At 53.5% G+C, this 25,668-nt stretch carries 22 protein-coding genes and 2 tRNA genes; 4 read left to right on the top strand and 20 right to left on the bottom strand.

The genetic code is table 11. The features are described 5' to 3' along the window. Positions 1–9: 9 nt before the first annotated feature. From mqnC to ACI4OH_RS06675, 11 genes are all read right to left on the bottom strand, one after another. Positions 10–1,035 (bottom strand): cyclic dehypoxanthinyl futalosine synthase, encoded by a 1,026-nt coding sequence (gene mqnC / locus ACI4OH_RS06725; RefSeq protein ID WP_432646480.1) that lies wholly within the window; start codon positions 1,033–1,035, stop codon positions 10–12. A gap of 2 nt (positions 1,036–1,037) precedes the next feature. Continuing rightward, positions 1,038–2,144 (bottom strand): radical SAM protein, encoded by a 1,107-nt coding sequence (locus ACI4OH_RS06720; RefSeq protein WP_432646479.1) that lies wholly within the window; start codon positions 2,142–2,144, stop codon positions 1,038–1,040. 14 nt (positions 2,145–2,158) lie between these two features. Continuing rightward, a complete protein-coding gene (mqnE, locus tag ACI4OH_RS06715) occupies positions 2,159–3,298 on the bottom strand; it encodes an aminofutalosine synthase MqnE (protein ID WP_439784448.1) in 1,140 nt (379 codons plus the stop codon). Between the two features lie 161 nt (positions 3,299–3,459). After that, positions 3,460–4,194, bottom strand: a complete 735-nt coding sequence (locus tag ACI4OH_RS06710) for a Crp/Fnr family transcriptional regulator (protein ID WP_435721696.1) — start codon at positions 4,192–4,194, stop codon at positions 3,460–3,462. Next, positions 4,191–4,694 (bottom strand): flavin reductase family protein, encoded by a 504-nt coding sequence (locus tag ACI4OH_RS06705; RefSeq protein ID WP_432646476.1) that lies wholly within the window; start codon positions 4,692–4,694, stop codon positions 4,191–4,193. Before ACI4OH_RS06705 ends, ACI4OH_RS06710 begins: the two co-directional genes overlap by 4 nt. A gap of 112 nt (positions 4,695–4,806) precedes the next feature. Next, positions 4,807–5,250: a Fe-S cluster assembly sulfur transfer protein SufU gene (gene sufU / locus ACI4OH_RS06700; protein WP_432646475.1), complete on the bottom strand. Its 444-nt coding sequence runs from the start codon at positions 5,248–5,250 to the stop codon at positions 4,807–4,809. Further along, positions 5,240–6,475 carry a cysteine desulfurase gene (locus ACI4OH_RS06695; protein WP_439784447.1) on the bottom strand — a complete coding sequence of 412 codons (1,236 nt, stop codon included), beginning with the start codon at positions 6,473–6,475 and terminating at the stop codon, positions 5,240–5,242. Before ACI4OH_RS06695 ends, sufU begins: the two co-directional genes overlap by 11 nt. Then, positions 6,468–7,304, bottom strand: a complete 837-nt coding sequence (locus ACI4OH_RS06690; RefSeq protein ID WP_439784446.1) for a SufD family Fe-S cluster assembly protein — start codon at positions 7,302–7,304, stop codon at positions 6,468–6,470. Before ACI4OH_RS06690 ends, ACI4OH_RS06695 begins: the two co-directional genes overlap by 8 nt. A gap of 1 nt (position 7,305) precedes the next feature. After that, positions 7,306–8,733 (bottom strand): Fe-S cluster assembly protein SufB, encoded by a 1,428-nt coding sequence (sufB, locus tag ACI4OH_RS06685; protein WP_439784445.1) that lies wholly within the window; start codon positions 8,731–8,733, stop codon positions 7,306–7,308. 8 nt (positions 8,734–8,741) lie between these two features. Continuing rightward, positions 8,742–9,497, bottom strand: coding sequence for a Fe-S cluster assembly ATPase SufC (gene sufC, locus ACI4OH_RS06680; protein WP_432646472.1), 756 nt, complete (start codon positions 9,495–9,497; stop codon positions 8,742–8,744). Positions 9,498–9,712: 215 nt separating this feature from the next. Beyond that, on the bottom strand, positions 9,713–10,549 hold the full coding sequence (locus ACI4OH_RS06675) for a Cof-type HAD-IIB family hydrolase (protein WP_439784444.1): 837 nt from the start codon (positions 10,547–10,549) through the stop codon (positions 9,713–9,715). A gap of 194 nt (positions 10,550–10,743) precedes the next feature. Here ACI4OH_RS06675 and ACI4OH_RS06670 point away from each other — a divergent pair, with 194 nt between their 5' ends. Further along, positions 10,744–11,766 carry a LacI family DNA-binding transcriptional regulator gene (locus tag ACI4OH_RS06670; RefSeq protein ID WP_432646470.1) on the top strand — a complete coding sequence of 341 codons (1,023 nt, stop codon included), beginning with the start codon at positions 10,744–10,746 and terminating at the stop codon, positions 11,764–11,766. A gap of 112 nt (positions 11,767–11,878) precedes the next feature. Here the strand turns inward: ACI4OH_RS06670 and araA are convergent, their stop codons facing one another. The 8 genes from araA to ACI4OH_RS06630 form a co-directional block, all read right to left on the bottom strand. After that, positions 11,879–13,306 (bottom strand): L-arabinose isomerase, encoded by a 1,428-nt coding sequence (gene araA, locus ACI4OH_RS06665; RefSeq protein WP_439784443.1) that lies wholly within the window; start codon positions 13,304–13,306, stop codon positions 11,879–11,881. A gap of 48 nt (positions 13,307–13,354) precedes the next feature. After that, on the bottom strand, positions 13,355–14,083 hold the full coding sequence (locus ACI4OH_RS06660; RefSeq protein WP_439784442.1) for an L-ribulose-5-phosphate 4-epimerase: 729 nt from the start codon (positions 14,081–14,083) through the stop codon (positions 13,355–13,357). 35 nt (positions 14,084–14,118) lie between these two features. Next, positions 14,119–15,732 carry a xylulokinase gene (locus ACI4OH_RS06655; protein ID WP_439784441.1) on the bottom strand — a complete coding sequence of 538 codons (1,614 nt, stop codon included), beginning with the start codon at positions 15,730–15,732 and terminating at the stop codon, positions 14,119–14,121. A gap of 30 nt (positions 15,733–15,762) precedes the next feature. Further along, entirely contained in the window at positions 15,763–17,178 is a 1,416-nt protein-coding gene (locus ACI4OH_RS06650; protein WP_439784440.1) for a sugar porter family MFS transporter, read from the bottom strand. A gap of 293 nt (positions 17,179–17,471) precedes the next feature. After that, a complete protein-coding gene (locus ACI4OH_RS06645; RefSeq protein WP_439784439.1) occupies positions 17,472–18,758 on the bottom strand; it encodes an adenylosuccinate synthase in 1,287 nt (428 codons plus the stop codon). Between the two features lie 90 nt (positions 18,759–18,848). Continuing rightward, entirely contained in the window at positions 18,849–20,141 is a 1,293-nt protein-coding gene (purB, locus tag ACI4OH_RS06640) for an adenylosuccinate lyase (protein ID WP_439784438.1), read from the bottom strand. Positions 20,142–20,423: 282 nt separating this feature from the next. After that, positions 20,424–20,500, bottom strand: a tRNA-Val gene (locus ACI4OH_RS06635). A 44-nt stretch (positions 20,501–20,544) separates the two neighbouring features. Next, positions 20,545–20,621: transfer RNA gene (locus ACI4OH_RS06630), tRNA-Val, on the bottom strand. 153 nt (positions 20,622–20,774) lie between these two features. Here ACI4OH_RS06630 and ACI4OH_RS06625 point away from each other — a divergent pair. From ACI4OH_RS06625 to ACI4OH_RS06615, 3 genes are all read left to right on the top strand, one after another. Further along, positions 20,775–21,497 carry a phosphatase gene (locus ACI4OH_RS06625; protein ID WP_439784437.1) on the top strand — a complete coding sequence of 241 codons (723 nt, stop codon included), beginning with the start codon at positions 20,775–20,777 and terminating at the stop codon, positions 21,495–21,497. 162 nt (positions 21,498–21,659) lie between these two features. Further along, positions 21,660–23,057, top strand: a complete 1,398-nt coding sequence (locus ACI4OH_RS06620; RefSeq protein WP_432646494.1) for an amino acid permease — start codon at positions 21,660–21,662, stop codon at positions 23,055–23,057. 150 nt (positions 23,058–23,207) lie between these two features. Next, positions 23,208–24,698 carry a class I adenylate-forming enzyme family protein gene (locus ACI4OH_RS06615; protein WP_439784436.1) on the top strand — a complete coding sequence of 497 codons (1,491 nt, stop codon included), beginning with the start codon at positions 23,208–23,210 and terminating at the stop codon, positions 24,696–24,698. Between the two features lie 66 nt (positions 24,699–24,764). Here the strand turns inward: ACI4OH_RS06615 and ACI4OH_RS06610 are convergent, their stop codons facing one another. Continuing rightward, positions 24,765–25,649, bottom strand: a complete 885-nt coding sequence (locus ACI4OH_RS06610; protein WP_432646493.1) for a LysR family transcriptional regulator — start codon at positions 25,647–25,649, stop codon at positions 24,765–24,767. Positions 25,650–25,668 lie beyond the last annotated feature (19 nt).

The following is a 25,668-nucleotide window of genomic DNA, read 5'->3' as shown; positions in this document are numbered from 1 at the left end:
CACAAGCTGTCAGAAGCGGCGGATAATGCGGTACTCCGTATCGCGCTGCGCGGCCTCGCGGCCTGCCCCCTTGATGAGTCCGACCATTTTTTTCGTCGACATGTCGTAAAGCGTACCGGCCGCCCGCACGACATTTTCCTCGAGCATGATGCTGCCGGCATCGTCAGCGCCAAAGCCCAGTGTCAGCTGGCCGATGCGTTCACCCTGCGTGACCCACGAGCCCTGAATATGCGCGATATTGTCCATATAGAGGCGCGAAAGTGCCAATGTCCGCATATAATCCCAGCTCGATGTCTTTTCGCCGCCGAGTTCCGTATGGCTTGGCTGGAACGTCCAGGTAATGAACGCGCGGAAGCCTCCCGTCTTATCCTGCAGACGGCGAATCTTTTCCATGTGCTCAATGCGCTGTGCCATCGTCTCGCCAAAGCCGATGACCATCGTCGCCGTGCTCTCCATGCCGATGGAATGCGCGCATTCCATGACGTGCAGCCAGTCGTCCGTCATGATTTTTTTCGGGCTGACTTTTTTGCGCACCTCATCGACGAGGATTTCCGCGCCGCCGCCCGGCAGGCTGTCAAGACCGGCCTCCTGCAGGCGTTTCAAGGTATCGAGAATCGAGAGCCCCGCCTCGCGCGCAAAATGCTGGATTTCCGTCGCCGTAAACGAATGAATGGTAATAGAAGGGAAGTGCTCCTTGATGAGCCGCAGCATTTTTTCATAATAGGCAAGGCCGAGTTCCGGATAGAGGCCGCCCTGTATCATGACCTGTGTGCCGCCGGCTTCTACCGTCTCGCGAACCTTCTCGAGAATCTCTTCATGCGAGAGAAGATACGCGTCTTTGCTGCCCTGTCTCCTAAAAAAGGCGCAGAAGCGGCATTCGTTGACACAGACATTCGTGTAATTGATATTGCGGTCGATGATGAACGTGACCGTATTGCCAAAGCGCTGCTGCCGAATCTTATCCGCCTCACGTCCCAAAGTGATGAGGTCACCATGCTCTAAGAGCTCCGTGCCCTCTTTTTCTGTCAGCCGCATCTTCATTCCTCCCTCTCTCCCTGAATTGGCCGAATTGGCTGGTAGAATGTATCGCGTTCAACGGGCTCATAGCCGGCCTCGCGGATGATTTTTTCAAGCTGCGCACGTGTGATGCCCGTCTTCGTCTTGGCGCCGGCCGCATGGATGATTTTTTCCTCGCCAATCGTGCCGTCGAGGTCATCGGCGCCAAAGCCCAGCGCGAGCTGCGCGACGGGCATCGTCAGCATAATCCAGAACGCCTTGACGTGGTCGATATTGTCGAGAATCAGGCGGGAAAGTGCCATCATCTTCATGTCTTCCCAAGCCCCGACGCGCTGCAGATGGTATTCTTCGCCGAGCTTTGTATGGGCGGGATGGAACGGAAACAGCATGAAAGCCTGAAAGCCGCCCGTCTCATCCTGAATATCGCGGATGGTAAAAAGATGCTGCAGACGTTCCTCGATCGTCTCGACATGGCCGTACATAATGGAAGCATTCGTGCGGATACCGAGCCCGTGTGCCGTTTTCATCGTCTCAATCCATTCGGCCGCCGTCGCCTTTTTCGGGCAGATGATTTTGCGGACGCGGTCGGATAAAATCTCCGCGCCGCCGCCCGGCAGGCTGTCAAGACCCGCTTCCTTCAGGATTTCCAAGACTTCGCGGATGCTCTTACCCGTCATTTTCGAGAAATTGACAATCTCGACAGGCGTAAAGGCCTTGACATCGGCCTTTGGCAGGGCAGCTTTTACCTGACGCACGACCTCCACATAATACGAAAACGGTTTATCCGGATGAAGTGCCGAAACGATGTGGATTTCCGACAAATCCCTGACCTGCTTTGCCTTCTCAAGAATTTTTTCGATATCGTCATGCTCGTAGACAAAGCCGCGCGCATCGCCTTCTTCGACCTGAAAAGCGCAGAGCGGACAATTGGAGCTGCAGATGTTCGTCAGGTTGATATGACGGTTGACCGTGTAAAAAACCTGATGGCCGCTCTTTTTCTCCTTGGCTTTCCGCGCGCAGTCGGCCAGAAAAAGCAGGTCATTGTCCTCATAAAGTGCCATGGCATCGGCAAATGTCAGCCGCTCTCCGGCTGCGGCTTTCGCCCTTGCCGTTTCAATTTGCTTCATATTATATGCCTCTCTCATTCAATGATGCGCAGGATATTAAAATTGCAGTCACAGGCTGCCGGAATTCGGCCGGCTTCCTTGATGATGCGGATAATGCTGTCCTCACTCAGGGCCGTCGGACTCTTGGCACCGGCATCGTGCAGAATGGTTTCCTTGTGGATGGTGCCGTCGATATCATTGGCGCCAAAACCAAGGGCTACCTGTGCCACAGGTACGGTCAGCATGACCCAGTACGCCTTGATGTTTTTAAAATTATCGAGCATGAGGCGGGAAATCGCCATCGTGCGCAGATCATCCCACATGCTCGTCTGCTTGATATATTTGCCGAGTTCCGTATGTTTCGGCAGGAACGGGAAGCAGATGAACGTCTGGAAACCGCCTGTCTCATCCTGCAGCTCGCGCAGGCGCAGCAGATGGTCCACACGCTCTTCGAGCGTCTCGATATGGCCATAGAGCATCGAAGCATTTGATTTGATGCCGAGTTTATGTGCCGTGCGCGCGACATTGAGCCATTCGTCTGCCGTGGCCTTATTGGGGCAGAGTTCCCCGCGCACGCGGTCCGACAAAATCTCCGCGCCGCCGCCCGCAATGGCCTGCAGGCCGCCGCGGTCGCGCAGCTGGCGCAGCACCTCTTCAACGGAAAGGCCGGAAATCTCTGCAAAATGCGTGATTTCCACACCCGTGAAGCCCTTCATATAAAGCTTCGGAAATCTTTTGTGCAGGGCTTCGACAATGCCGAGATAATCCTCGAACGACCAGGTCGGATGAAGTCCCGAGACGACGTGCAGTCCGGCAAGATTTGGGTCCTTCATGGCATCCTCGACCACCGCGATGGCCTGCGCCTTCGTCATCGCATAGGCACCTTTTTCATCCTCATCGCGGCCAAAGGCACAGAATTTGCAGTGCGACGTGCAGATATTCGTCAGATTGACATGGCAGTTGACGTTGTAATAGACGATATCGCCGCATTTTTCCTTACGTACATGGTCGGCAAGAGCGCCCAGCCAGGCAAGGTCATGACAGTGAAACAGGCGGATGCCGTCCTCTCTCGTGAGGCGCTTCCCCTGCATCACCTTCTCTTCAATATCCTGATATTCACGCGTAGCTAACAAAGCAAGACCTCCATATACATGATTGATACACTGCTGCTTCATGATAAGCAGCATAAATCCGTTCGCAAACCCTTCTATTATATCATTGAATGACCATCTTTCCTAGGATAAAAATCATAGAGAATCATGTCATTTAATACACAACAAAAGAAAAGTGCCTTTCAAAAAGAAAAGCACTTTGCGGCAGAAATCATATATTCCAGTTAAAGATATTCTTCGAAACGCTTCATATCGAGCACGCGAATGCGTTTGCCCGAGACCTCGAGCAGGCCGTCCTTCTGCATGGCCGAAAGCTCGCGCGAAAGCGACGGACGCGTGACCGCGAGGTAGGCCGCGAGATATTCACGGCTTGCCGTCAGCTCAATCTGTCCGCTTTCATCCATGTTCTGAAACAGGAAGCGCACGACTTTTTCACGCAGGCTGCCGCTGGCAAGCACCTTGATGCGCCCATGCATGAAATACGCCTTGCGCGCAAAAATGCGCATGAGGTTCCGTTCCACGAGCAGCGCACTGCGGGAAAGTTTTTCCTTCTTCCCGCCCAGCGAAAAGAAGCGGCTGTCGATTTCCAGAAGCTCTGTATCTTTCGCAGCTTCTACGTAAATATCGTAGGGCTGTTTGAGCACTTCGTAAACCTCGCCGAACATATCGCCCGGTTCATTGATTTCCGAGATAAAGATACGGCGGCCCGAGAAGGTATCCTTGAGGATGTGAACTTCACCGCGCAGCAGGATGTATAAAGAATGCGGCAGGTCGCCATCGTAGAAGACAATCTCTCCTGCCGAAAATTTGTGGCGCCGAACCTGACTCGAAGCTAAGAGTTCTGCAATTTCCGCGTCATCCATGCCCATCGTCAGGCTGCTGCAGCGCAGGATTGAGGCCGCTGGTGCGGATTGACCGGCGAGCGGGCTGCAGGACGGCCCCTTTTCGCCCGCGCTCATTCCTTGACGAGGAGCTTTTCGATCTCCACGACGTACATCGTATGGTAATCGTTCTTGTACCATTTTTCATCGCAGCTCTTGTCAATGAAAAATTCCGAAGCGAGAGGCTGGGCGTAGAGTTTGCGGCAGAGCATTGTCACGCGCGCTTCGTCGAAGTAGGTGCGGCCGTTATCGTGCTCCATGGTCAGGCCGGCTTTCTTGATTTTATCCTCATCGCGGCCCGAGACCGTGCCGAAGTAATTCATCATCTTACGGTAATCCTCGGTAAAAACCGAAAGCGTCAGGCCTTCTGCCTTATCGACGAACTCCTTTGTGTAACGCGTCGGACGGATGAAGATGAATGCCACCGGTTTGCCCCACATGATGCCGAGGCCGCCCCACGAAGCCGTCATCGCATTGGACTTGCCATCGTACTCGCCTGTGACGAGCAGCCACTCCTTGCCGATGACCTTGAACGGACTTTCATTGAATTCAAACGGGGAAACTTCTTTTACTGCCATGATGCTCTTCCTTTCCTTGTGATGCACCCTGTTTATTCACAGCTTATCCACAAAGCACAGGGGATATCCACAGCTTTTCCATGGATATCCCCAGATTTCTGTGGATAAAATCTTATTTTTTCGCCTGCTCTTCTTTTTCAAGAGCATCGTCAAGCGTATGCCAGGCGAGTACCGCACATTTAACGCGGGCCGGCATATTCGAGACATTCTTGAGAGCCAGTGCTTCATCGAGCTCTTCGAGTTCATCTTCATCCGTGATTTCACGCTTGATCATGCCGATGAATTTCTCCGCGAGTTCCTTGGCCTTCTCGACTTTCTGGCCGCGGATCAGGTCAATCATGATATCCGTCGAAGCCTGCGAGATGGCGCAGCCGACGCCCGTGAACGATGCATCTTTGACAATGCCGTCTTCAATCTGCAGTTCGAGTGTGATTTCATCGCCGCAGCTCGGGTTATGGCCCTTAAGGGCACACGTGGCATGGTCGAGATGATGCTTGTTCTCCGGATTGCGGCTGTGTTCGCCGATGAGCTCCGTGTAAATATCTTCAAGCGCCATAGCCAAGGACCCCCCTTACCTTCTTGAGGGCGTCAATCCAGCGGTCGATGTCCTCGCGCGTATTATAAAGGTAGAAACTTGCACGGCAGCTGGCATTCTGCCCCAAATAGCGGTGCAGAGGCTGTGCGCAGTGATGGCCGGCACGAATGGCCACACCGTAGCTGTCAAGGATGCTCGCGACATCATGCGGATGAACGTCCTTGACGTTGAAGGCAATGATGCCCGTCTTGTTGTCGCGCGTCGTATCGCAGCCATAAAGTTCAATGTACGGCAGCTCGCGCAGCTGCGGCAGGGCGTAGTCCACGAGGTCTTTCTCAATGGCCTCGATGCGGTCAAACGTGATGTTCTCGAGGTAATCGATGGCAGCCGTCAGACCGGCAGCACCGCCGACATTCTGCGTGCCAGCTTCGAATTTCGCCGGCAGCTCGGCATACGTCGTATTCTGCTCTTCGACGTACTCGATCATGTCACCGCCGCGCAGGAACGGAGGCATGGCATCGAGGATGTCGTATTTGCCGTAGAGCACGCCAATGCCCATCGGCGAAAGCATCTTATGACCGGAGAAGGCGAAGAAATCGCAGTCGATATCGCGGACATCGACTTTCATGTGTGCGACGCTCTGCGAGCCGTCGACAACGGCAACCGCGCCGACGCTGTGAGCCTTCTTGACGATTTTCTTGACATCATTCTTGAGGCCGAGAACGTTCGAGACCTGCGTCACGGCGACGATTTTCGTCTTTTCCGTGATTTTCGTCTCGATATCCTCGTCCGAAAGATTGCCGTCCCTCTCAAGGTAAATATATTTGAGGACAGCACCCGTCGATTTTGCGACAAACTGCCACGGCACGAGGTTGCTGTGATGCTCCGAAATCGTGATGACGATTTCATCGCCGGCCTTGACGTTGTGCAGGCCATAGCTGTAAGCCACGAGGTTCAGCGCTTCCGTGGCATTCTTCGTGAAGATGATTTCGGCCGGACGCGCAGCATTGATGAACTTTGCCGTGCGCACACGTGCATTCTCGTAGATTTCCGTAGCCTTGACAGAAAGTGCATAAGCGCCGCGGTGCGGATTGGCGTTGCAGCCGCCGTAATAGCCGCAGATGGACTGGATAATCTGTTCCGGCTTCTGCGTCGTCGCGCCATTATCGAGATAAGCAATCTGTTTCCCGTTCATCTTCCTCTTGAGGAGCGGGAAGTCCTTCAAAAATTCCTGTGCATCAGCCATTCGAAAGTCTCCTCTGCAAATACGTATCAATTTCTCCCTTGAGCTCTTCGTCCGGGATGCGGTCGAGTACCGGATTGAACGAAGCCTCGACGACGAGGCGCTGTGCCTCAGAGAGGTCAAGGCCGCGGCTCATGAGATAAAAGAGTTTATTTTCATCCATCTTGCCGACGGAAACGGCATGATGGCCATCGACATCATCCTCATGCGAAAGCATGATTGGCACACTGCGGTTGCGGACATTTGGCGAAAGCAGTACAACTTCCTCGTTCTCGCGTCCGACCGAGCCCTTGGCACCCTCGAGGAAATCGAGCGTACCGCGGAAAATCTTCTCGCTCTCACCGAGCAGTGCGCCGCGGACCTGCATATTAGCGTCCGTGCGTTTGCCGCCCTGGCGGATGACGTAGTTGAGATCGATGAGGCTCTTGCCATCACCGAAATACAGTCCCCAAACATCTGCCTTCGAATCATCACCAGCGAGGTCAACATAGAGCTCCGTCGCCGTCTGTTTCGCACCAGCCTCGACGACCGTATAAGAAAATTCTGCTCCCTTGCCGACAAAAACCTTGACGCGGCAGGTATAGAGCTTGTCAGCCGGCACGAGCTGGGCATTGACGAGATGGAGCTTGGCGCCATCTTCAAGATGCACCTGCAGCTCGTACTGGCCGCCCTCGCGCTGCGTCAGGACGACTTCATCCTGTTTGCCTGCTTCGACAAGCAGCTTCTGCGTCTTTATATTTTCATCGATATCAGCCGGAATCCTGCTCTCATTGACGCCGAGCCAGCGCCAGGTACGCATGGGGATCCGGGAGAATGTTTTCAAATCTGCCATATCAGCCCATCGTCCCTTCCAATTCAATATTGACCAAGTTATTCATTTCTACGGCGTACTCGAGCGGCAGCTCCTTGGCAATCGGCTCAACGAAGCCGCGTACGATCATCGCGCGGGCCTCATCCTCATCGATGCCGCGGGAAGTCAGGTAGAAAATCGCTTCATCGCTGATGCGGCCAATCTTGGCTTCATGCCCGATATCGGCCTCATCGCCCTCGATATCCATGACCGGCAGCGTATCACTGCGCGATTCGTTGTCGAGCATCAGCGACTCGCAGTTGACCGAGCATTTCGCAAACGGCGCGCGGCGCGTAACCTTGACGGCACTGCGGTACGTGGCCTTGCCGCCGGCTTTGGAAATCGTACGCGTGTTGATGTTTGCCGACGTATGCGGGGCCGCGTGGATGACGCTGGCACCCGTATCGAGGTTCTGCCCCTTCGAGGCGAACGTGACGCCCGTGAATTCACAGCGCGCGTTCTCGCCGTGCAGGATGCTGCACGGATAGAGGCACGAAACATGCGAGCCGAACGAGCCTGAAACCCACTCGATGATGCCGTCTTTTTCAACGAGGGCGCGTTTCGTGTTGAGGTTCATCATATTGCGCGACCAGTTCTCAATCGTCGAATAGCGCAGGCGCGCCCCTTCCTTGACGAAGAGCTCAACGCAGCCGGCATGAAGATTCGTGACATTGTACTTCGGAGCCGAGCAGCCTTCGATGAAGTGCAGGCTTGCACCTTTTTCTACAATAATCAGCGTGTGCTCGAACTGGCCGGCACCTGCCGCATTGAGGCGGAAGTAGGACTGCAGAGGAATCTCTACATGTACGCCCTCCGGCACATAGACGAACGAACCGCCCGACCAGACGGCACCGTGCAGGGCCGCAAATTTATGGTCTTTGGGCGGCACGAGCGTCATGAAGTACTCTTTGACGACATCCTCATGCTCGCGGATGGCCGTTTCCATATCCGTGTAGATGACGCCCTGCTTGACAAGGTCATCCTGAATGCTGTGATAGACGACCTCCGAGTCATACTGCGCACCGACGCCGGCGAGACTCTGCTTCTGCTCGGCCTCTGGGATGCCGAGGCGGTCAAATGTATTTTTGATATCTTTCGGCACTTCCTGCCAATTGCCCGTCATCTTGGCATCCGGCTGGACGTACGTGACGATATCATCCATATTGAGCTCGGAAATATCCGGGCCCCAGGTCGGCAGCGGCAGCGAATTGTAGACCTCAAGGGATTTGAGGCGGAAATCGAGCATCCACTGCGGGTCATGCTTGCGTTTCGAGATATCGCGGATGATATCTTCTGTCAAGCCGCTATGCGCCTTGTAGACGGAGTGGTCGGCATCTTTGATATCATAGAGCGTACGCTCGATGTCTTCGACGTACGTCTTCTTTTTGGGTACAAATTTTTCTTCAGCCATCGCGCGCCTCACTTTTCTGCCTGAGCGTCAAGGATGTGCGTGAAGCCGCGGCGGTTGATTTCATCGATGAGCTCCGGACCGCCCTCTTCGACGATTTCGCCGTTGATGAGGACATGAACCTTATCGACCTTGAGTTTTTCGAGAATGCGCGTGTTATGCGTGATAATCAGGCAGCTGTTGTTCTCGTTGTGGAACTTTGCGACGCCTTCCGAGACAATCTGTACGGCATCGACATCGAGGCCCGAATCCGTCTCATCGAGCAGCGCGAGTTTCGGATTGAGCATGAGGAGCTGCAGGATCTCGTTGCGTTTTTTCTCGCCGCCCGAGAAGCCTACGTTCATATAGCGCTCTGCGTACTCCGGCTTCATCTTGAGCTCTTCCATCGTCTGTTTAAGCTGACGGCGGAACGGGATGATTTTAACGCGTTCGCCCGAGATGGCCTGCTTTGACGTGCGGATCATGTTCTCGACCGTGATGCCCGGGATTTCCTCCGGCGTCTGGAACGAGAGGAACAGGCCCTTGCGCGCGCGTTCAAACGTCTTGAGGTCTTTGATATCCTCGCCTTCGAAGTCAATCGTGCCGGAGGTCACCTCATATTTCGGATGGCCCATGATGATGTTCATGAGTGTCGATTTGCCGGAGCCGTTCGGTCCGAGGATGACATGCACTTCACCCTTGTCGACTTTCAGACTCAGGCCTTTGAGGATTTCCTTGCCTTCGACGCCAGCATGGAGATCCTTGATTTCCAAAAGATTCTCTGCCATATATAAAACTCTCCTTTAAGATTTAAGCTCTGGATATTTAATCCTTACAAAATTACTCGGGATTGATAAATCCATTGTATGGCCTGCATCCTAAAAAGTCAATAGCAATAAGCACAATCTATAAGTTTCAACTATATATATGCCTTATTTCCATAAAAAAAGCTCCCCATAAGGGAAGCTCTATGAGAAATATCACAAAATACGCGATACGCGGCTTAATTTAAAAAATCAAAGTGACGTGCGAGCGATGCCGCAATGCCATCCTCGTTATTCGACAGCGTGATTTCATCGGCCATATCCTTGAGTTCATCGCAGGCATTGCCCATGGCCACGCCATGGCCGGCAAAATCAAGCATACTCATATCGTTCTGGGCATCGCCAAAGGCCATGACCTCTCTCGGCGCAATGCCAAGACGCTCACAGACGCGCGCAAGCGACGTCGACTTGCTGACGCCTTTGACCGTTGCCTCGTAAAACCACGGTGCCGACTGCACGAAAGAAAGCTCTTCCTCAAAGCCGCGGCGGATATCGGCAAGGCGCGGCACGAGAATCTCATTTGGCGCAGCCGTCAGGATCTTGACCGGCGCAAAGCCGCGCTCTTCCACGGCATCGGCAATGTTTTCGACAATCTCAATCTTGAGATTGTTGTTGCGGCTCTCATCCTGCACCTTATGGCGGCTGGCATCGGTCGTGAAGATGAATTCGCCATCATCGACGATTGGCGAAAGCTCCGGATAGGCTTCGAGATGGCGCAGGAAACGCAGTGCCGTCCCGCGGTCAATGGCCTGCGAGAAGAGGATTTCTCCCGTCGTCGCATCCTTGATCTGGCCGCCGTTATACGAGAGCAGCAGGCCGTGGTAATCCCTGAGTTCAAGGGCATTGGCCTCACGCATAAGCCCCGGTGCCTGACGCCCCGACGCCAGCACGACCGTCACGCCATGCTGCTGCACCGCTAAAAGTGCCTCACGCGTCTTGGGGGTAATCTTCTTCTCATCGTTATTGAGTGTACCGTCGAGATCCAGGGCAATCATCTTATACATGAATCGTGTCATCCTTTCCGGAGCATCCTGCCCCGCACAGTCATCTGTTTCCTTCCATTTAAATAGAAATACCGTAATCGCGAACATTATAGCAAAAAAGAAAGCCGGTATCAATCCGCAAAGTGCCATAAGCAGGAAAACAAACGGTTCGAAGCGAATAAAAGATAAGAATATCTCCAAATGCAGCACAGAAAGAAGATCGTACCATGGTAACCATCAAACAGATTGCCGAACTCTGCGGAGTCTCACGCGGCACAGTAGACCGCGTGCTCAACGGCCGCGGCAAAGTCAAACCGGAAAAAGAACGTCTCGTCCGCGAAATGGCCGAAAAACTTCATTATCATCCGAATCCTGCCGGCAAGGCACTGGCCGCCCGCAAGAAGCATCCCATAGTCGGTGTCCTGATTGTGTCAGACGGCGTCCGCTTCTTCGATGATGTCCTGCATTCCATGCATCGCATGGCCGACAAATTTTCCTCTTACGGCCTCGAGGTCATCTGGCGCAGCATGCGCGGTTTCGATATCGACCGCCAATGTGAAATCATCGATGAACTCAAAGCGCAGGGCATCAATGCCTTAATCATCGACCCTCTGAATCATCCGCGCATCATCGAGAAAATCAATGAGTGCGTCGCAGAAGATATTTTTGTCGTCACGCTCAACAACGATGTCGAAACGTCCAAACGTCAATGCTATGTCGGACCAGACTACCCCAACGGCGGCAGGACTGCCGCGGCTCTTTTAGGCATGATTCATCCGGGTCCACTGTATGCCGGCGTCCTTTTGGGTTCTCTCAACATGCTCGGCCATCGCCAGCGTCTTGACGGCTTCCTCGAAATCATGAAAAAACATGCCGACTTTCACTTTCTTGGCGTACAGGAAACAGAAGATGACGATATGATTGCCTATGAAGATATCCGCCAGCTGCTCTTAGACCGCCCCGAAACAAATGCCCTCTTCGTCATCTCGGCCGGCGCTTACGGTGCTGCCCGCGCCGTTCTCACCGCGAAGCGCCAGGACATCACCCTGATTGTCTTCGATACGATTCCCACGACCATTGAAATGATGAAAAAAGGCGTCATTCAGGCTGCCATCTACCAACATCCGCATCAACAGGGGCAGCGCTCGATGCAGATTGTCTTTGATTATCTCGTCAACGGCATCAAACCCGAACACGAAAAATACATCATGCGCAACGAGATCCGCATCCTGCAAAACGTAGAAGGATGACTCCTTAACAAAAAGCTTCTTATTAGATAGTAAGATATACGAAAAGCGCATCCTCAAAACGAGGATGCGCTTTTCTGGTGTATGGATTTGGTCTTTACAAGAAAGAAGGGAATCAGCAAATTTCTACGAGATCCATGCCGAGCATCGTGCCGAGGTCGTGAATCTGCTCTTCCGTGATGCGGAAGGAAAGGACCGTGTGATGGCCGCCGCCGGCTTGAATCCAGGCCGTCGCACCTTCCTTAAGGCCGACTTTCGGCGTCCAGAGCTGCTTTGCAACCGGCAGATGCGGCGTCTCGGCCTCGGCCTTACGGCAGTCAACCGGGTAACTGATCAGGCGGAAGCCTTCGCGGAAGTCCGCAACCGTGCAGTCGATGCCTTCGCCGTCAGCACCGGTGAAGACGAGACGGGCCGGATCATCCTTGCCGCCGATGTCGAGCGGATGGACTTCAACGCGCGGCTTGTCGCTGGCAATGGACGGATCGACTTCGAGCATATGTGCGCCGAGGATGGCTTCATGGCCTTTGCGCAGGTCGAGCGTGTAATCTTCCATGAAGACCGTGCGGTCGTTGTGTGCCATGATCTTCAGCAGACGCGTGAGGGCTGCCGTCTTCCAGTCGCCTTCAGCGGCAAAGCCGTAGCCGTCGCGCATGAGCATCTGAGCAGCGAGGCCCGGCAGCTGTTTGAGACCTTTGAGGTCCTGGAAATTCGTCGAAAAAGCCGTATAGCCCTTATCATCGAGGAATTTCTTGATGCCGAGATACTCGCGCAGCTGATAGCGTACGGAGCTCTCGAATTTTTCGGCGCTGTTGTTCTGCGGATTGAACGTGTAGTCTTCCTGCAGCTTCTTGTATTCTTTGTCGATGTCTTCTTCGCTGACCGCATCGACTACTTCGACGAGGTCACCAACCGGCCAATAGTCGACCGTCCAGCCGAGCTGGATCTGAGCCTGTACCTTATCACCCTCGGTAACAGCGACATCGCGCATCGTATCGCCGAAACGGCAGACCTTGATCTTGAAGCTCTCGTTGTAAGCGACGGCAACATCTTCCCACGAAGCGATTTCCTGCTGAACTTCTTCATCGCCCCACCAGCCGTAAACGACTTTGTTGTTGAGGTGCAGACGGGCATTGAGGTAGCCGTACTCGCGGTCGCCATGAGCACTCTGGTTGAGGTTCATGTAGTCAAAGTCAATCGTATCGTACGGGATCTTGTTGAGGTACTGCGTAGCGAGGTGCAGCAGCGGTTTCTGCAGGAGCTTCGTGCCGCGAATCCAGTTCTTGGCCGGAGAGAACGTATGCATCCACGTGATGACACCGGCTACTTCGTCGTTGTAGTTGACATCCTTCATGAACTGCGTGATGCCATCGGCCGTCGTCATGACACCCTTGAACTCAATCGGGTACGGCAGCTTGCCGCTTGCATTGAGCTTGTTGACGATGTCTTCGGCATCGCGGGCGACATTTTTGAGCTGTTCCTCGCCATAAAGGAACTGGGAACCAGCGACAAACCAGAATTTGTAAGCATTCGAGAGTTTCAGCATGATATGGACTTCCCTTCTGAAATCAAATTTCCTAAAATCAAAAACTTTTTATTTATGGGTAGCACCGCTCTTGGACTTGGCGTTGTTCTGACCATAGTAGGCATTGGCGCCGTGTTTGCGGTAATAATGCTTATCTAAGAGGAACTGCGGCACGCGGATATCGGCACGCGTGAGCTGCAGGGCATGGTAGTTCATCTCGGCGACGACTTCGAGGATTTTTGCATTCTCAACGGCCTTTTTCGGGCTCGGTCCCCAGGTGAACGGACCATGCTGCTTGACGAGGACGGCCGGTACGGCATCAGGGTCAATGCCGTATTCCTGGAACGTGCGGACGATGACCTTGCCCGTGTTCTCTTCATAAGCTTCTTCAATTTCCTGTTTCGTCAAAGCATCGGTCACAGGAACATCGCCGTAGAATGTATCGGCATGGGTCGTACCCAGTGCCTCAATCGGCACACCGGCTTCGGCAAAAGAAACGGCCCATTTGGAATGCGTGTGGACGACAGCCTTGATATTCGGGAATGCCTTGTAGAGGACAAGATGCGTCATCGTATCGCTCGAAGGATTCATCTCTCCTTCGACGACATGGCCCTCAAGGTCGACTACAACCATATCCGAAGGCTTCAAATCTTCGTACGGCACGCCCGACGGCTTGATGACGAAGAGGTTCTTCTCACGGTCGATGCCCGAGACATTGCCCCAGGTGAATGTGACAATGCCGAGTTTCGGCAGCATCATATTCGCTTCATAAACTTCCTGTTTGAGTTCTTCTAACATTTAAAATAGGATCCTTTCAACCTGACAATCTGAAATTACGCTTTCGTCTGGTCTGGTACAGCTTTGCCTGCCTGACGTTCGACTTCCAAACCTTCTTTATAAGCTGCGATGAATTTCTGGCAGCCGAGACGTCCTGCTTCCGTCGGCAGCAGTGTCGAGCTTTCCGGATTGTGGAAGACATCGTCATCGAGGAAGTCGGCCAGGGCTTTTTCGCCATGCCATTTCGCAAAGACTGCGAGCACAGCCATGCCCCACGGGCCGCCTTCCCCTGCCGTCTCCATGACGGTGATTGGCAGGCCGAGGCAGTCGGCAAGGACCTGCTGACCGATGACCGGCGTCTTAAAGAGACCGCCTTGGGCAATCATGACATCCGTCTGCACGCCCTCTTCCTTGACGAGAATATCCATGCCAATCTTGAGTGGTGCAAAGCAGCCATAGAGCTGAGCAAGCATAAAGTTTGCAAGGTTCATTTTGCTGTGCGGCGTACGCACGAAGAGAGGTCTGCCTGTCTCCACATCGGTGATATTTTCACCTGAGAGGCAGCTGTAGTTAAGGAGTCCCCCGGCATCGCGGTCTGCCTTCTGCGAAGCCTCAAAGAGCGTCCGATAGAGTTTCGCCGGCGTCTGACCGTGGCCGATGAGCTCGGCAAATTCGCCAAAGAGCTGCACCCAGGCATTGAGGTCACTCGAGCAGTTATTCGTATGAACCATGGCTACAGGCGCGCCGTCTGGCGTCGTCACGATATCGATATCGCGGTGAACCGCCTTTAAAGGTGCATCGAGTACGTTCATCGAGAATGCCGACGTGCCGACGGAGATATTGCCCGTGCGTTTGCGCACGGCGTTCGTCGCGACCATGCCCGTGCCGGCATCGCCCTCAGGCGGCGCCATCAGGGCTCCCGGCTCAAGTTTGCCCGTCGGGTCGAGCAGCCATGCGCCTTCTTTTGTCAGCTGGCCGGCTTTCGTGCCGGCGCGCAGCGGCTTTGGCAGGATTTCCCCGAGCTTCCATGGATACTTCTTTACTTCAGGCAGTGCGGAGAATTTCTCCACCATGCCGGCATCGTACGTGCCGGTCTTTTCGTCAATCGGGAACATGCCCGAAGCATCGCCGATGCCGAGGACCTTCTCACCGCTGAGCTGCCAGTGTACGTAACCTGCAAGTGTCGTCAGGAACGCGATGTCCTTGACATGAGCCTCATCTTTCAGGATGGCCTGATAAAGATGCGCGATGCTCCAGCGCTGCGGGATGTTGAAGCCGAACAGCCCTGTGAGTTTTTCTGCGGCCTCACCCGTGATGTTGTTGCGCCAGGTGCGGAACGGTGCGAGCTGCTTGCCGTCTTTATCAAACGGCAGATAGCCGTGCATCATGGCGCTGACGCCAATCGAGCCGATTTTCTTGATTTCCACATGATAGCGGCTCTGCACATCGGCCGTCAGGCTGTGGAAGCAGTCCTCAATGCCGAGCCAGACCGTTGCCAGATCATACGTCCAGATGCCGTCCACGAGCTGATTTTCCCAGCCGTAGCTCGTCGAAGCCAGTGTCTCGCAGGCTTCATTTACAAGCACCATCTTGATATTCGTCGAGCCGAGCTCCAGGCCGAGGGCCGTGCGGCCCTCCTCTATTGCTGCAGCATTCTTTTTCAAATCCATGGTAAATTACTCCTCGATGTGATAATGAGCTTATGCATTGTGCACAGAAGCCTTGGCAGCTTTTTTCGTACCAGCTGCCTCGATTTCTTCAAGCGTATGACCGCGCGTTTCCGGAACACAGTTGCGGATGAACGCAACGCCGAGCAGGCAGATGACACCGAAGATGGCAAATACAGCTGCCTGCGAGAACGAAGCCGTCATGATTGGGAACAGCAGACCAACGAGGAAGGAACCAATCCAGTTGAACGAGGAAGCGAGACCAGCTGCGCGGCCGCGGATAGCCAGCGGGAAAATCTCACCGACAATAACCCAGGTCAGCGGAGCCCAAGTGAAGGAATAGAAGGCAACGTAAATGCAGAGGAAGAAAACAATCATCATCGGGTCTGCATCCGGAATGATGCTGTTGATGACTGCCGGCAGGATGAACGAAAGGCCCATGATCGTGCCGCCGACCGTCAGCAGCGTGCGGCGGTTGAATTTATCTGCGATGACGAGGAAGATGAGGGAGCCGAGAACGAGCAGGATGCCCTGAATGATCGGCCACATGAGCTGCGAGCTGGCAGCCTGGCCCGTTGCTTTTTCAACAATCAGCGGAATGTAGTAGAAAATTGCGTTGGCACCCTGGAACTGCTGGAAAGCGGCAACGCCGACACCAGCCGTAACGAGGTAGCGGTATTTATCCGAGAACAGCGTGGCAAGCGACGGTTCCTTCGTATTGGCTTCCGTCGTCGTCATTTCCTTGATGTCGGCGAGCTCTGCCTCGACTTCTTCTTTCGTGTTGCGGATGTAACCGAGCACACGACGTGCCTGGTCAACAAGGCCATGTTTTACGAGGAAACGCGGCGACTCCGGCAGGCGCAGAACGCCGAGGAACAGGATAAGAGCAGGAACAGCGGCAAGGCCGAGCATGAGTCTCCAAGCCATCGTTTCCGGCAGATCCTTCAAAAGATAATCAACAACGTAGGAAAGCAGCATGCCCGAGACGATCATCGTCTGGTTCAGGCCGGAAAGACGGCCTCTGAGGCGTGCTGGCGCCATCTCCGACATATAAGCTGGAACGAGGGCCGAAGCTGCACCAACAGCCAAACCTAAGAGGATACGCACACCGATGAGGTAATACTGGCCGTTGTGCGGTGCGATACCGGAAAGAACGGAACCAATGACAAAGATGATGGCCGAGATGAGGATCATCTTACGGCGGCCGAGACGGTCGGAAAGCTGACCGGCAAGAGCGCCGCCGAAAATAGCACCGAACATGACGGCCGATGTAATCCAGCCGATGATGCCCGCATTGCCCTGCAAGTTCCAATCGTTCTGCAGGAACGGCAGCGCACCGGTCATAACGCCGATATCATAACCAAAGAGGATACCACCGAAGGATCCAAAGAAATAAATGAATGCACTGGGGATTTTCTTCTCCGGAGCATTTCCTGTGCTTGTTACCATTTCTTGTCTCTCCTTTGTTTATAATTACCACATTTTACTCTGTTTTGCTCTTTTGTGTTCGAGCACATCTGATGGTTTTAATATATCACGATGCTTCTGATTTGTCAATCTATTTTTATTCTTTTTTATTTATTAGCAGCTTATCCATTTCCTGCTTATCATTGTATTAATGTACTTCATACGAACAGTTATTATCGATATGATAAAACAGCATAAAAAAAGAGCCTCCGCGAAACAATGCGGAGGCTCCTCACCTTACTCACAATATGCGAATTTAGCTCAGGATATCACAATCAAAAGATGTCGTTGGCGATGACGATCGTCTCGTCGCGGTTCGGGCCGACGGAAACGATGCCAAGGGCGATGCCCGTGACTTCTGCCATGCGCGTCAGATACTTCTTGGCGTTCTCCGGCAGGTCTTCATACTTGCGGACCTTCGTGATATCGCACTTCCAGCCCTCAAATGTCTCGTAAACCGGCTCGACTTCGGCGAGCACCTTGAGGCTGGCCGGAATCTCGTTGAGCAGTTTGCCCTGATATTTGTAGCCGACGCACATCTTGATTTCATCGAAATCATCGAGGATATCGAGGCGCGTGACAGCCATGTAATCAATGCCCGAGAGGATGCCGGCATAGCGGACAACGCAGGCATCGAGCCAGCCCGTGCGGCGCGGACGGCCCGTGACGACGCCGTATTCATGGCCGACTTCGCGCAGCTTATTGCCGATTTCGTTGAGCTGTTCCGTCGGGAACGGACCCTCGCCGACACGCGTGCAGTAAGCCTTGACAATGCCGACGACCTTGTCAATTTTCTGCGGAGCTACGCCGGCACCAATGCCGACGCCGCCGGAAATCGGGTGCGAAGCCGTGACATACGGATACGTGCCGTAGTCGATATCGAGCATCGTGGCCTGAGCACCCTCGAAGAGGATCTTGCGGCCTTCTTTGATTTCTTCATCGAGCAGAGCAATCGTATCGCAGACATACGGACGCAGACGGTCTGCATAGCCATTGTATTCTGCAAGGATTTCATCATAATCAAGGGGCTCGTGGTCATAGAGAAGCTTGAGCTCGCGGTTCTTGATGGCGAGGTTTTCTTTGAGTCGTTTGGCAAACTCTTCCTTATCGATGAAATCGCAGACGCGGATGCCGATGCGGTTGTCGCGGTCGACATAGCACGGGCCGATGCCGTTATGCGTCGTGCCGACTTTACCTTTGCCGCGCGCCTCATCTGAGAGCTGGTCGATCAGGCAGTGATACGGCAGAACGAGCTGCGCGCGGTTGCTGATGCGGATGCCCGAAAGGTCAATGCCGCGCTCTGCGAGAGCGTCCATCTCCTGCAGCATGACTTTCGGATTGAACGCCACGCCATTGCCGACCACGCAGTGCGAACCCTTGAAAAGGATGCCCGACGGCATCAGGCGCAGTTTGTAATCGACGCCATCGACGACGACCGTATGGCCGGCATTGCTGCCGCCCTGAAAACGTACGACCGTATCCGCCTGCTGTGCGAGATAGTCGACGATCTTGCCCTTGCCTTCGTCGCCCCACTGCGTACCCGTTACTACTACTGTTGACATAATCTGTCTCTCCTTTATGAATCGACATAGAAAAGCCCTCTCCCCGCAGGGAGAAGAGGCTTTCTTTCATTTATTCATTTATTATAGGTCTCAAAGGCCGAAGCGCTCAAAGATCATATCGACATGGCGCAGGAAGTATTTATAATCGAAGCAGTCGTCGATTTCTTCCTTCGTCAGATACTTCGTGATGTCCGGGTCATTCTCAACGCTCGTGCGGAAATCCTGACCTTCCATCCAGCGCTTCATGGCATTGCGCTGTACCCACTTGTAGGCATCTTCACGCAGTACGCCCTTGTCGACAACCGTCAGCAGGATGCGCTGGCTGTAGATGAGGCCGCCCGTGCGCTGCATGTTGTGAAGCATCTTTTCCGGATAGACGAGCAGCTTGTCGATGATATCCGTGAGCTTCTTCGTGCAGTAATCGAGGTTGATCGAAGAATCCGGCAGGATGACGCGCTCAACGGAGGAATGCGAGATATCGCGCTCATGCCAGAGCGTGATGTCTTCAAGAGCTGCGACGGCATTGCCGCGGTTCAGGCGGGCCATGCCCGAGATGCGCTCACAGTTGATCGGGTTGCGCTTATGCGGCATAGCCGAGGAGCCCTTCTGTCCCGGGGAGAAATACTCTTCTGCCTCACGGATATCCGTGCGCTGCAGGTTGCGGACTTCCGTCGCAATCTTCTCAAGCGTCGAGGAGCAGATGGCAATCGACGTCACGAATTCTGCATGGCGGTCACGCTGGATGACCTGCGTAGCGAGGCGAACCGGCGTCAGGCCGAGCGTCTTGCCGACCATCTGCTCGATTTTCGGGTCGATGTTAGAGTACGTGCCGACAGCACCCGAGAGCTTGCAGACCGAAACGATCTTCTTGGCATGCTCCATGCGCTCGATATCGCGCTCAATCTCAGCACTCCAGAGGATGAGCTTGAGGCCGAACGTCATCGGCTCGGCATGAATGCCATGCGTGCGGCCGATGCACGGCGTGTGTTTGAATTCCTTAGCGCGGCGGCGCAGGACCTCACGGAATTTCTTGAGGTCGTCGAGGATGATGTCGCAGGCATCGCGCATCATCATGCAGTATGCCGTATCCTTGACATCCGAGGAAGTCAGTCCCTTGTGGATGTACTTGGAATCATCACCGACATTCTCTGCCACGTTCGTCAGGAAAGCAATGATATCATGATGCGTAACAGACTCAATCTCATGAATGCGGTTGACGTCAAACTTTGCTTTTGCACGGATGTTCTTAGCTGCCTCTTTCGGGATCTCGCCAAGCTCAGCCATAGCATCGCAAGCAGCCATCTCGACATTCAGGATCTGCTGCCACTCATTTTCGATAGACCAGAGATGGCCCATTTCCGGATTGGTATAACGCTCGATCATTTAGTGATTTCCTCCTCAATTTCCTGGCGGCGTCTCTGCACCGCGGAAGTGAAAACACGACGAAAAAACTCAAATTGACTTTTCCCCGTCTATCCTGACGGTCTTACCTCTGAAAAGCCTCATTTTGAGTTTGGAGAAAGTACCGATATTCCCTTGTCTATCATATCATTTTGCAAGGGCTAGTGTCAATGAATGTCAACAGAGTTCAGCATGTTTCCTTCATATTATAAAATAGATATAAAAATAAGCTGCACGCCATGCATGCAGCTTCTGCTTTCTCTTTGGTGCTCGCTGAGGGATTCGAACCCCCGACACCCTCCATGTGACGGAGATGCTCTAGCCAACTGAGCTAAGCGAGCAATAAAAAAGGTTTCGCCGTTTGACGAAACCGTACATTCTGAAATGGTGGGGTTAACAGAATTCGAATCTGTGACCTCCTCGATGTCAACGAGACACTCTAACCAACTGAGCTATAACCCCATGTCTTAACGACAAGATTTATTATACGGGATGGCAACGGAAATGTCAACAAAAAAATCAGGATTTCTTGAAAAATTTTTAGGAGCCCCTTTTGACGCTGGGGCGTGTTATAATAAAAGGCGAACACACTGTCATAGTTTTGGGGGTATTATAATGAAGGATTTACTCGACGTCCATATGCATACGCTCGCCAGCGGCCATGCCTACAACACGATTCGCGAGATGATTGCCGCGGGCAAAAAACACGGCATGGAACTTGTCGGCATCGCCGACCATGCTCCGGCCATGCCGGGCTCCACGCACCGCTTTTACTTTGAGAATCTGCGCATCTTCGACCGCAAAGTCTACGGCGATGAAGCCGGCGTGGAACTGCTCATGGGTGTAGAACTCAACATTCTGAACACCACAGGCAAGGTCGATCTTGAGGAAAAAGGTCTGCGCGCTGTCGATTACGCCATTGCCAGCCTGCACGATCCCTGCATCACCCCGGGTACGAAGCTCGACAATACGACAGCCATCATGAGTGCCATGTTCATCCCTCAGGTCAAGATCATCGGCCATCCGGACAATCCGGTCTTCCCGGTCGACTTTGACCAGATTGCCAAAGCTGCCAAGGAACGCCACGTTCTGCTCGAATGCAACAACAGCTCCTACCGCCCCGGCGGCAGCCGCACGGGTTCGCGCGAGCTCGCCAAAGAAATGCTGCAGGCCTGCAAGAAATACGGTACGCACGTCATCATGGGCAGCGATGCCCATATCGACCTCGATGTCGGCAATCATGCGCTTTCTCAGGAAGTCATCAAGGAAGCAGAATTCCCGGAAGAACTCGTCATCAACAGCTCGCCGGAAAAATTCAAGGAATGGATTCGCGAATAAAGCATTTCCGGCATACATTTCCATGACATTTCCGCCATATTCCCGGAGAATTTCATCTCATAAAGCCTCTGTCATATTGACGGAGGCTTTTCCTGTCAATATAATAGTAATGTTGTAAAGATATCTTATCCATCTATAAGAGAAAAAGGAATGGTAAAAAAAATGAACTTATTCCGCACCAAAAGCATTGAGCAGATGCGCGAAACGGCTGCCCATTCAGGCATGGCCAAGACGCTTGGCGCTTTTGACCTTATCCTGCTCGGCATCGGCTGCGTCATCGGCACAGGCATCTTCGTCCTGACAGGCGTTGCGGCTGCAAAATACGCAGGACCTGCTGTCACGATTTCTTTCATGGTCTCAGGCCTTGCCTGCGCACTTGCAGGACTTGCTTACGCAGAGTTTTCCTCCATCGTACCGGCGTCCGGCAGTGCTTATACGTATACATATGCCTCCCTCGGCGAGTTCATCGCCTTCATTGTCGGCTGGAACCTCATCCTCGAATACACGGTTACGGCCAGTGCTGTTGCTTCCGGCTGGTCGGGCTATGTCACAGGCCTGCTGCTCTCTGCGGGCCTTGACCCGGGTCACGCCCTGACACATGTGCCGGCCGACGGCGGCATCATCAATCTGCCCGCCATCTTCATCACACTGCTGCTTTCGGTGCTGCTGATTCGCGGCACACAGGAGAGCACAAAGCTCAACCGCATCCTCGTAGGCGTCAAGCTCACGGCCATCGCGATTTTTCTGCTGCTCGCCATCCCGCATGTCAATACGATGAACTGGGAGCCCTTCATGCCCTTCGGTGTTTCGGGTATTTTCGGCGGCGCGGCCATTGTCTTTTTTGCCTATATCGGCTTTGATGCCGTTGCCACGAGTGCGGAGGAATGCAAGAATCCTTCGCACGACCTGCCAATCGGCATTATCGGTTCGCTCGTCATCTGCACGGCCCTTTACGTCGTCGTGGCCGGCGTGCTCACGGGCATCGTGCCTTACACGGAACTCAACAATCCGGAGCCTGTGGCCTTTGCCCTGCGCTATATCGGCTACAATCTCGGTTCAGCCATCGTCGGTGTCGGCGCTATTGCCGGCATTACGACGGTCCTCCTCGTCCTGCTTTACGGCCAGGCCCGCATCTTCTTTGCCATGAGCCGCGACGGCATGGTGCCGGCCCGCGTCTGCAAAATCCACAAACGCTATCATACGCCGTATATCGTCACGGTCATGGGCGGCATCTTCGTTTCCATCATTGCAGGTTTTGCCCCGATCGGCGTCATCGCCGAAATGGCCAACATCGGCACGCTGTCTGCCTTCCTCGTCGCTGCCCTCGGCGTCATGGTCCTGCGCATCACGAAGCCCGATGTACCGCGCACGTTCCGCTGCCCGCTCGTCTGGCTCATCGCCCCCATGGCCGTACTGACCTGCGGCTACCTCATGTACCATCTGCCCTGGGAAACCTGGGTCCGCTTCATCGTCTGGTGCACATTTGGCTGCCTCGTCTACTTCGGCTACAGCTATCAGCACAGTGCTCTTGCCCATCCGAACCATGACGAAGAAGAATAACATACTGTTTTTCGTAAAAGGCCCTGTCAAAAATCACAGGGCCTTTATTTTATACTTTGACAAAGTTTATGACCTGGTATAAAATTAGTCTGTAACGACGAAGAATTTATCCTCTGCTATGGGGGCACTTGCCCTAAAGGAAGGAATACAATGTTTGTACATGAACTGATCTATCAGGGAAAACCTGATTCTCTCGCCATTGTCGACCATGAACGCCGCATTACCTACCGCGAACTGCAGCAGCATGTCGCTGCCTGCCGCAACCGTCTTTATGCTGCCGGTGTCCGCGTGGGTGACCGCGTCAGCATTTTTTCGCGCAACAGTGCAGATTACATCTACGCCTACATGGCCATTGCTTCTTTGGGGGCCATTGCCGTACCCATCAACTTCCAGCTCAGCAGCCGCGAAATTGCCTACATTATAAAGGATTCGGGCTCCCGTCATATCCTGACTTATCAGCCTTTGAATCTCGTCGATGCGCTTGCGGCCCTGCGCTGCGATATGCGCATTATCCAGCATGATATCCGTCAGGCCGGCAAAATAGATGAGACCATTCCGGCAGCACCGCCGCTGCCGCCGACTTTCGATGAGCAGAATCCCTGCGTCATCATCTACACGTCAGGCACAACGGGCTCGCCAAAAGGCGCCGTGCTCTCCCACCGCAACCTCATCGCCAATGCCGGACAGATGAGCTTCATGGGCTGCAACGCAGAAAACGTGGTTCTCTGCGTTCTGCCAATGTATCACTGCTTCGGCTGGACCTGCTCCGTCCTCTACCCGCTTTACTGCGGCGCTGAAGTCGTCATCCTCGATTCCTTCACGCCGAAAGAGACCATCAATGTCATCCGCACGGAAAAGGTCAACGACCTCTACATCGTGCCGTCCATCTGCAGCCTCCTGACGAAGCTCGCCACGAAGGAAGATATGGCTTCCCTGCGCCTGGTCGTCTCGGGCGGCACGACGCTGCCCTTAAAGATTGAGCAGGATTTCATGAATAAATTTGGCGTGGATATCTGCGAGGGCTATGGTCTTTCCGAGACCTCTCCTGTTGTCACGATGAATCCGCCCGAAAAGCCAAAAGTCGGTTCCTGCGGGCCGGTCGTGCCGGGCATCGCCTGGAAGCTCATCAATTCGGACGGTGAGGAAGTCCCAAAGGGCGAAGCCGGCGAACTCATCGTCAAAGGTGACAACGTCATGCTCGGCTACTGGAATCTTCCGGATGCCACGAAGAATGCCCTGCGCGGCGGCTGGTTCCACACGGGCGATGTAGCCCGCGCCGATGAAGATGGCTACATTTATATTGTCGACCGCCTCAAGGACATGATCATCAGCATGGGCGAGAATATCTATCCGCGCGAAGTCGAAGAGCTCATTTATCAGTTCCCCGGCATCAGCGAAGCAGCCGTCATCGGCATCGATGACAAACTGCGCGGACAGGCCGGCGCCTGCTTCTACAGCCTGCATGAGGGTGCCACCATCAACATCCGTGAACTCAAGAAATTCCTGCAGGCCAACCTCGCGCTCTACAAGATTCCGCGTGAATTCCACGAGCTCGCTTCCCTGCCGCGCACTTCAACCGGCAAGATTGCCAAGCGCCAGATTCTCAAGGACTTTTTAGCCAGCAAGAACGCTGAAAAATAAAAATAAAACTATCAAAAAAGAAGGTCTCAGCAGGGGCCTTCTTTTTTTGATGGAGTTTTGATGAAATTATTTTTCCATATCCTGTGCGATTTTCTGCAGGTAATCAATGAGCAGTTTTTCATCCTCATAAACCTGACGGCTCTTCTTCGTAACAATGCCAGAATTAATATAGAACGGCTTTTCCAAAGAAATAGGCACCAGATTCTCACTAGGAAGAACAGCCTGCCTTGCTAAAAACGTCGAACAGATGCCGCTCTCCACAAGATTTTTGATTGTATGCAGATACGGCGAGTAATGAATGATATTAGGTTTGCAGTTGTATTCGGCAAACAAGTCCTGAACCATGCGGTAAATGAAGAAGTGACTGTCCAGCATGACGAGTGGTTCATCGGCAAAATCGTCAAAGGAAACCTTCCTGCGTTTGGCTAGTGGATGATCTGGATACGTAACAAAGCAGCACTCGCAGTCATACAGCTTCTGATAAAGAAGTTTTTGGCTGAAGCCCGTTGTGTAATTCGTCAGGGCAATATCGAGTTTTTCTTCTTCCACCATCTGCAGGGCACTGATGCCGCCCGTCTCGATGATTTCCAATTTAATCTGCGGATTCTGCTTGCGGAACTCCCCGAGAATGCGCGGCAGAAAACGCGTGCCAATCTGCAGAGGCAGAGCCATGCGGATGTGATTGCGATTCTGTGCCATATCCTGTACTTCGACTTCCAGCTGGTCAATCTGGCTTAAAATGTGGTTGATTTTAGCAAATAATTTACTGCCCTCCGGCGTCATGACAAGTTTTCGTCCTTCACGGTGAAAGAGATTCAGTCCGGTCTCCTCTTCCATCGTCCTCATGGCCACACTGATGGTCGGCTGCGAAACATGCAGGTGTTCTGCTGCTTTCGTGATATTCTGCCACTGACACACCTCGAAAAAATAACGCATCTGCGTCAAAGTCATCATATATAACACCTTTCCT

This window comes from Mitsuokella apri, from assembly GCF_051886055.1.
In the GTDB taxonomy this organism is placed as follows: domain Bacteria; phylum Bacillota; class Negativicutes; order Selenomonadales; family Selenomonadaceae; genus Mitsuokella.
This window is presented reverse-complemented; position numbering and strand designations above follow the sequence as displayed.

What these genes read in the sequence shown, in the direction of transcription:
- ACI4OH_RS06720 (WP_432646479.1), bottom strand. Translation starts at nt 2,144, where the DNA reads ATGAAGCAAATTGAAACGGCAAGGGCGAAAGCCGCAGCCGGAGAGCGG.
- ACI4OH_RS06610 (WP_432646493.1), bottom strand. Translation starts at nt 25,649, where the DNA reads ATGACTTTGACGCAGATGCGTTATTTTTTCGAGGTGTGTCAGTGGCAG.
- mqnE (WP_439784448.1), bottom strand. Translation starts at nt 3,298, where the DNA reads ATGAAGCAGCAGTGTATCAATCATGTATATGGAGGTCTTGCTTTGTTA.
- ACI4OH_RS06695 (WP_439784447.1), bottom strand. Translation starts at nt 6,475, where the DNA reads ATGGCTGATGCACAGGAATTTTTGAAGGACTTCCCGCTCCTCAAGAGG.
- ACI4OH_RS06710 (WP_435721696.1), bottom strand. Translation starts at nt 4,194, where the DNA reads ATGAGCGCGGGCGAAAAGGGGCCGTCCTGCAGCCCGCTCGCCGGTCAA.
- ACI4OH_RS06625 (WP_439784437.1), top strand. Translation starts at nt 20,775, where the DNA reads ATGAAGGATTTACTCGACGTCCATATGCATACGCTCGCCAGCGGCCAT.
- sufC (WP_432646472.1), bottom strand. Translation starts at nt 9,497, where the DNA reads ATGGCAGAGAATCTTTTGGAAATCAAGGATCTCCATGCTGGCGTCGAA.
- ACI4OH_RS06660 (WP_439784442.1), bottom strand. Translation starts at nt 14,083, where the DNA reads ATGTTAGAAGAACTCAAACAGGAAGTTTATGAAGCGAATATGATGCTG.
- ACI4OH_RS06620 (WP_432646494.1), top strand. Translation starts at nt 21,660, where the DNA reads ATGAACTTATTCCGCACCAAAAGCATTGAGCAGATGCGCGAAACGGCT.
- ACI4OH_RS06670 (WP_432646470.1), top strand. Translation starts at nt 10,744, where the DNA reads ATGGTAACCATCAAACAGATTGCCGAACTCTGCGGAGTCTCACGCGGC.
- purB (WP_439784438.1), bottom strand. Translation starts at nt 20,141, where the DNA reads ATGATCGAGCGTTATACCAATCCGGAAATGGGCCATCTCTGGTCTATC.
- ACI4OH_RS06655 (WP_439784441.1), bottom strand. Translation starts at nt 15,732, where the DNA reads ATGGATTTGAAAAAGAATGCTGCAGCAATAGAGGAGGGCCGCACGGCC.
- araA (WP_439784443.1), bottom strand. Translation starts at nt 13,306, where the DNA reads ATGCTGAAACTCTCGAATGCTTACAAATTCTGGTTTGTCGCTGGTTCC.
- mqnC (WP_432646480.1), bottom strand. Translation starts at nt 1,035, where the DNA reads ATGCGGCTGACAGAAAAAGAGGGCACGGAGCTCTTAGAGCATGGTGAC.
- ACI4OH_RS06650 (WP_439784440.1), bottom strand. Translation starts at nt 17,178, where the DNA reads ATGGTAACAAGCACAGGAAATGCTCCGGAGAAGAAAATCCCCAGTGCA.
- ACI4OH_RS06690 (WP_439784446.1), bottom strand. Translation starts at nt 7,304, where the DNA reads ATGGCAGATTTGAAAACATTCTCCCGGATCCCCATGCGTACCTGGCGC.
- ACI4OH_RS06675 (WP_439784444.1), bottom strand. Translation starts at nt 10,549, where the DNA reads ATGACACGATTCATGTATAAGATGATTGCCCTGGATCTCGACGGTACA.
- ACI4OH_RS06645 (WP_439784439.1), bottom strand. Translation starts at nt 18,758, where the DNA reads ATGTCAACAGTAGTAGTAACGGGTACGCAGTGGGGCGACGAAGGCAAG.
- ACI4OH_RS06705 (WP_432646476.1), bottom strand. Translation starts at nt 4,694, where the DNA reads ATGGCAGTAAAAGAAGTTTCCCCGTTTGAATTCAATGAAAGTCCGTTC.
- ACI4OH_RS06615 (WP_439784436.1), top strand. Translation starts at nt 23,208, where the DNA reads ATGTTTGTACATGAACTGATCTATCAGGGAAAACCTGATTCTCTCGCC.
- sufB (WP_439784445.1), bottom strand. Translation starts at nt 8,733, where the DNA reads ATGGCTGAAGAAAAATTTGTACCCAAAAAGAAGACGTACGTCGAAGAC.
- sufU (WP_432646475.1), bottom strand. Translation starts at nt 5,250, where the DNA reads ATGGCGCTTGAAGATATTTACACGGAGCTCATCGGCGAACACAGCCGC.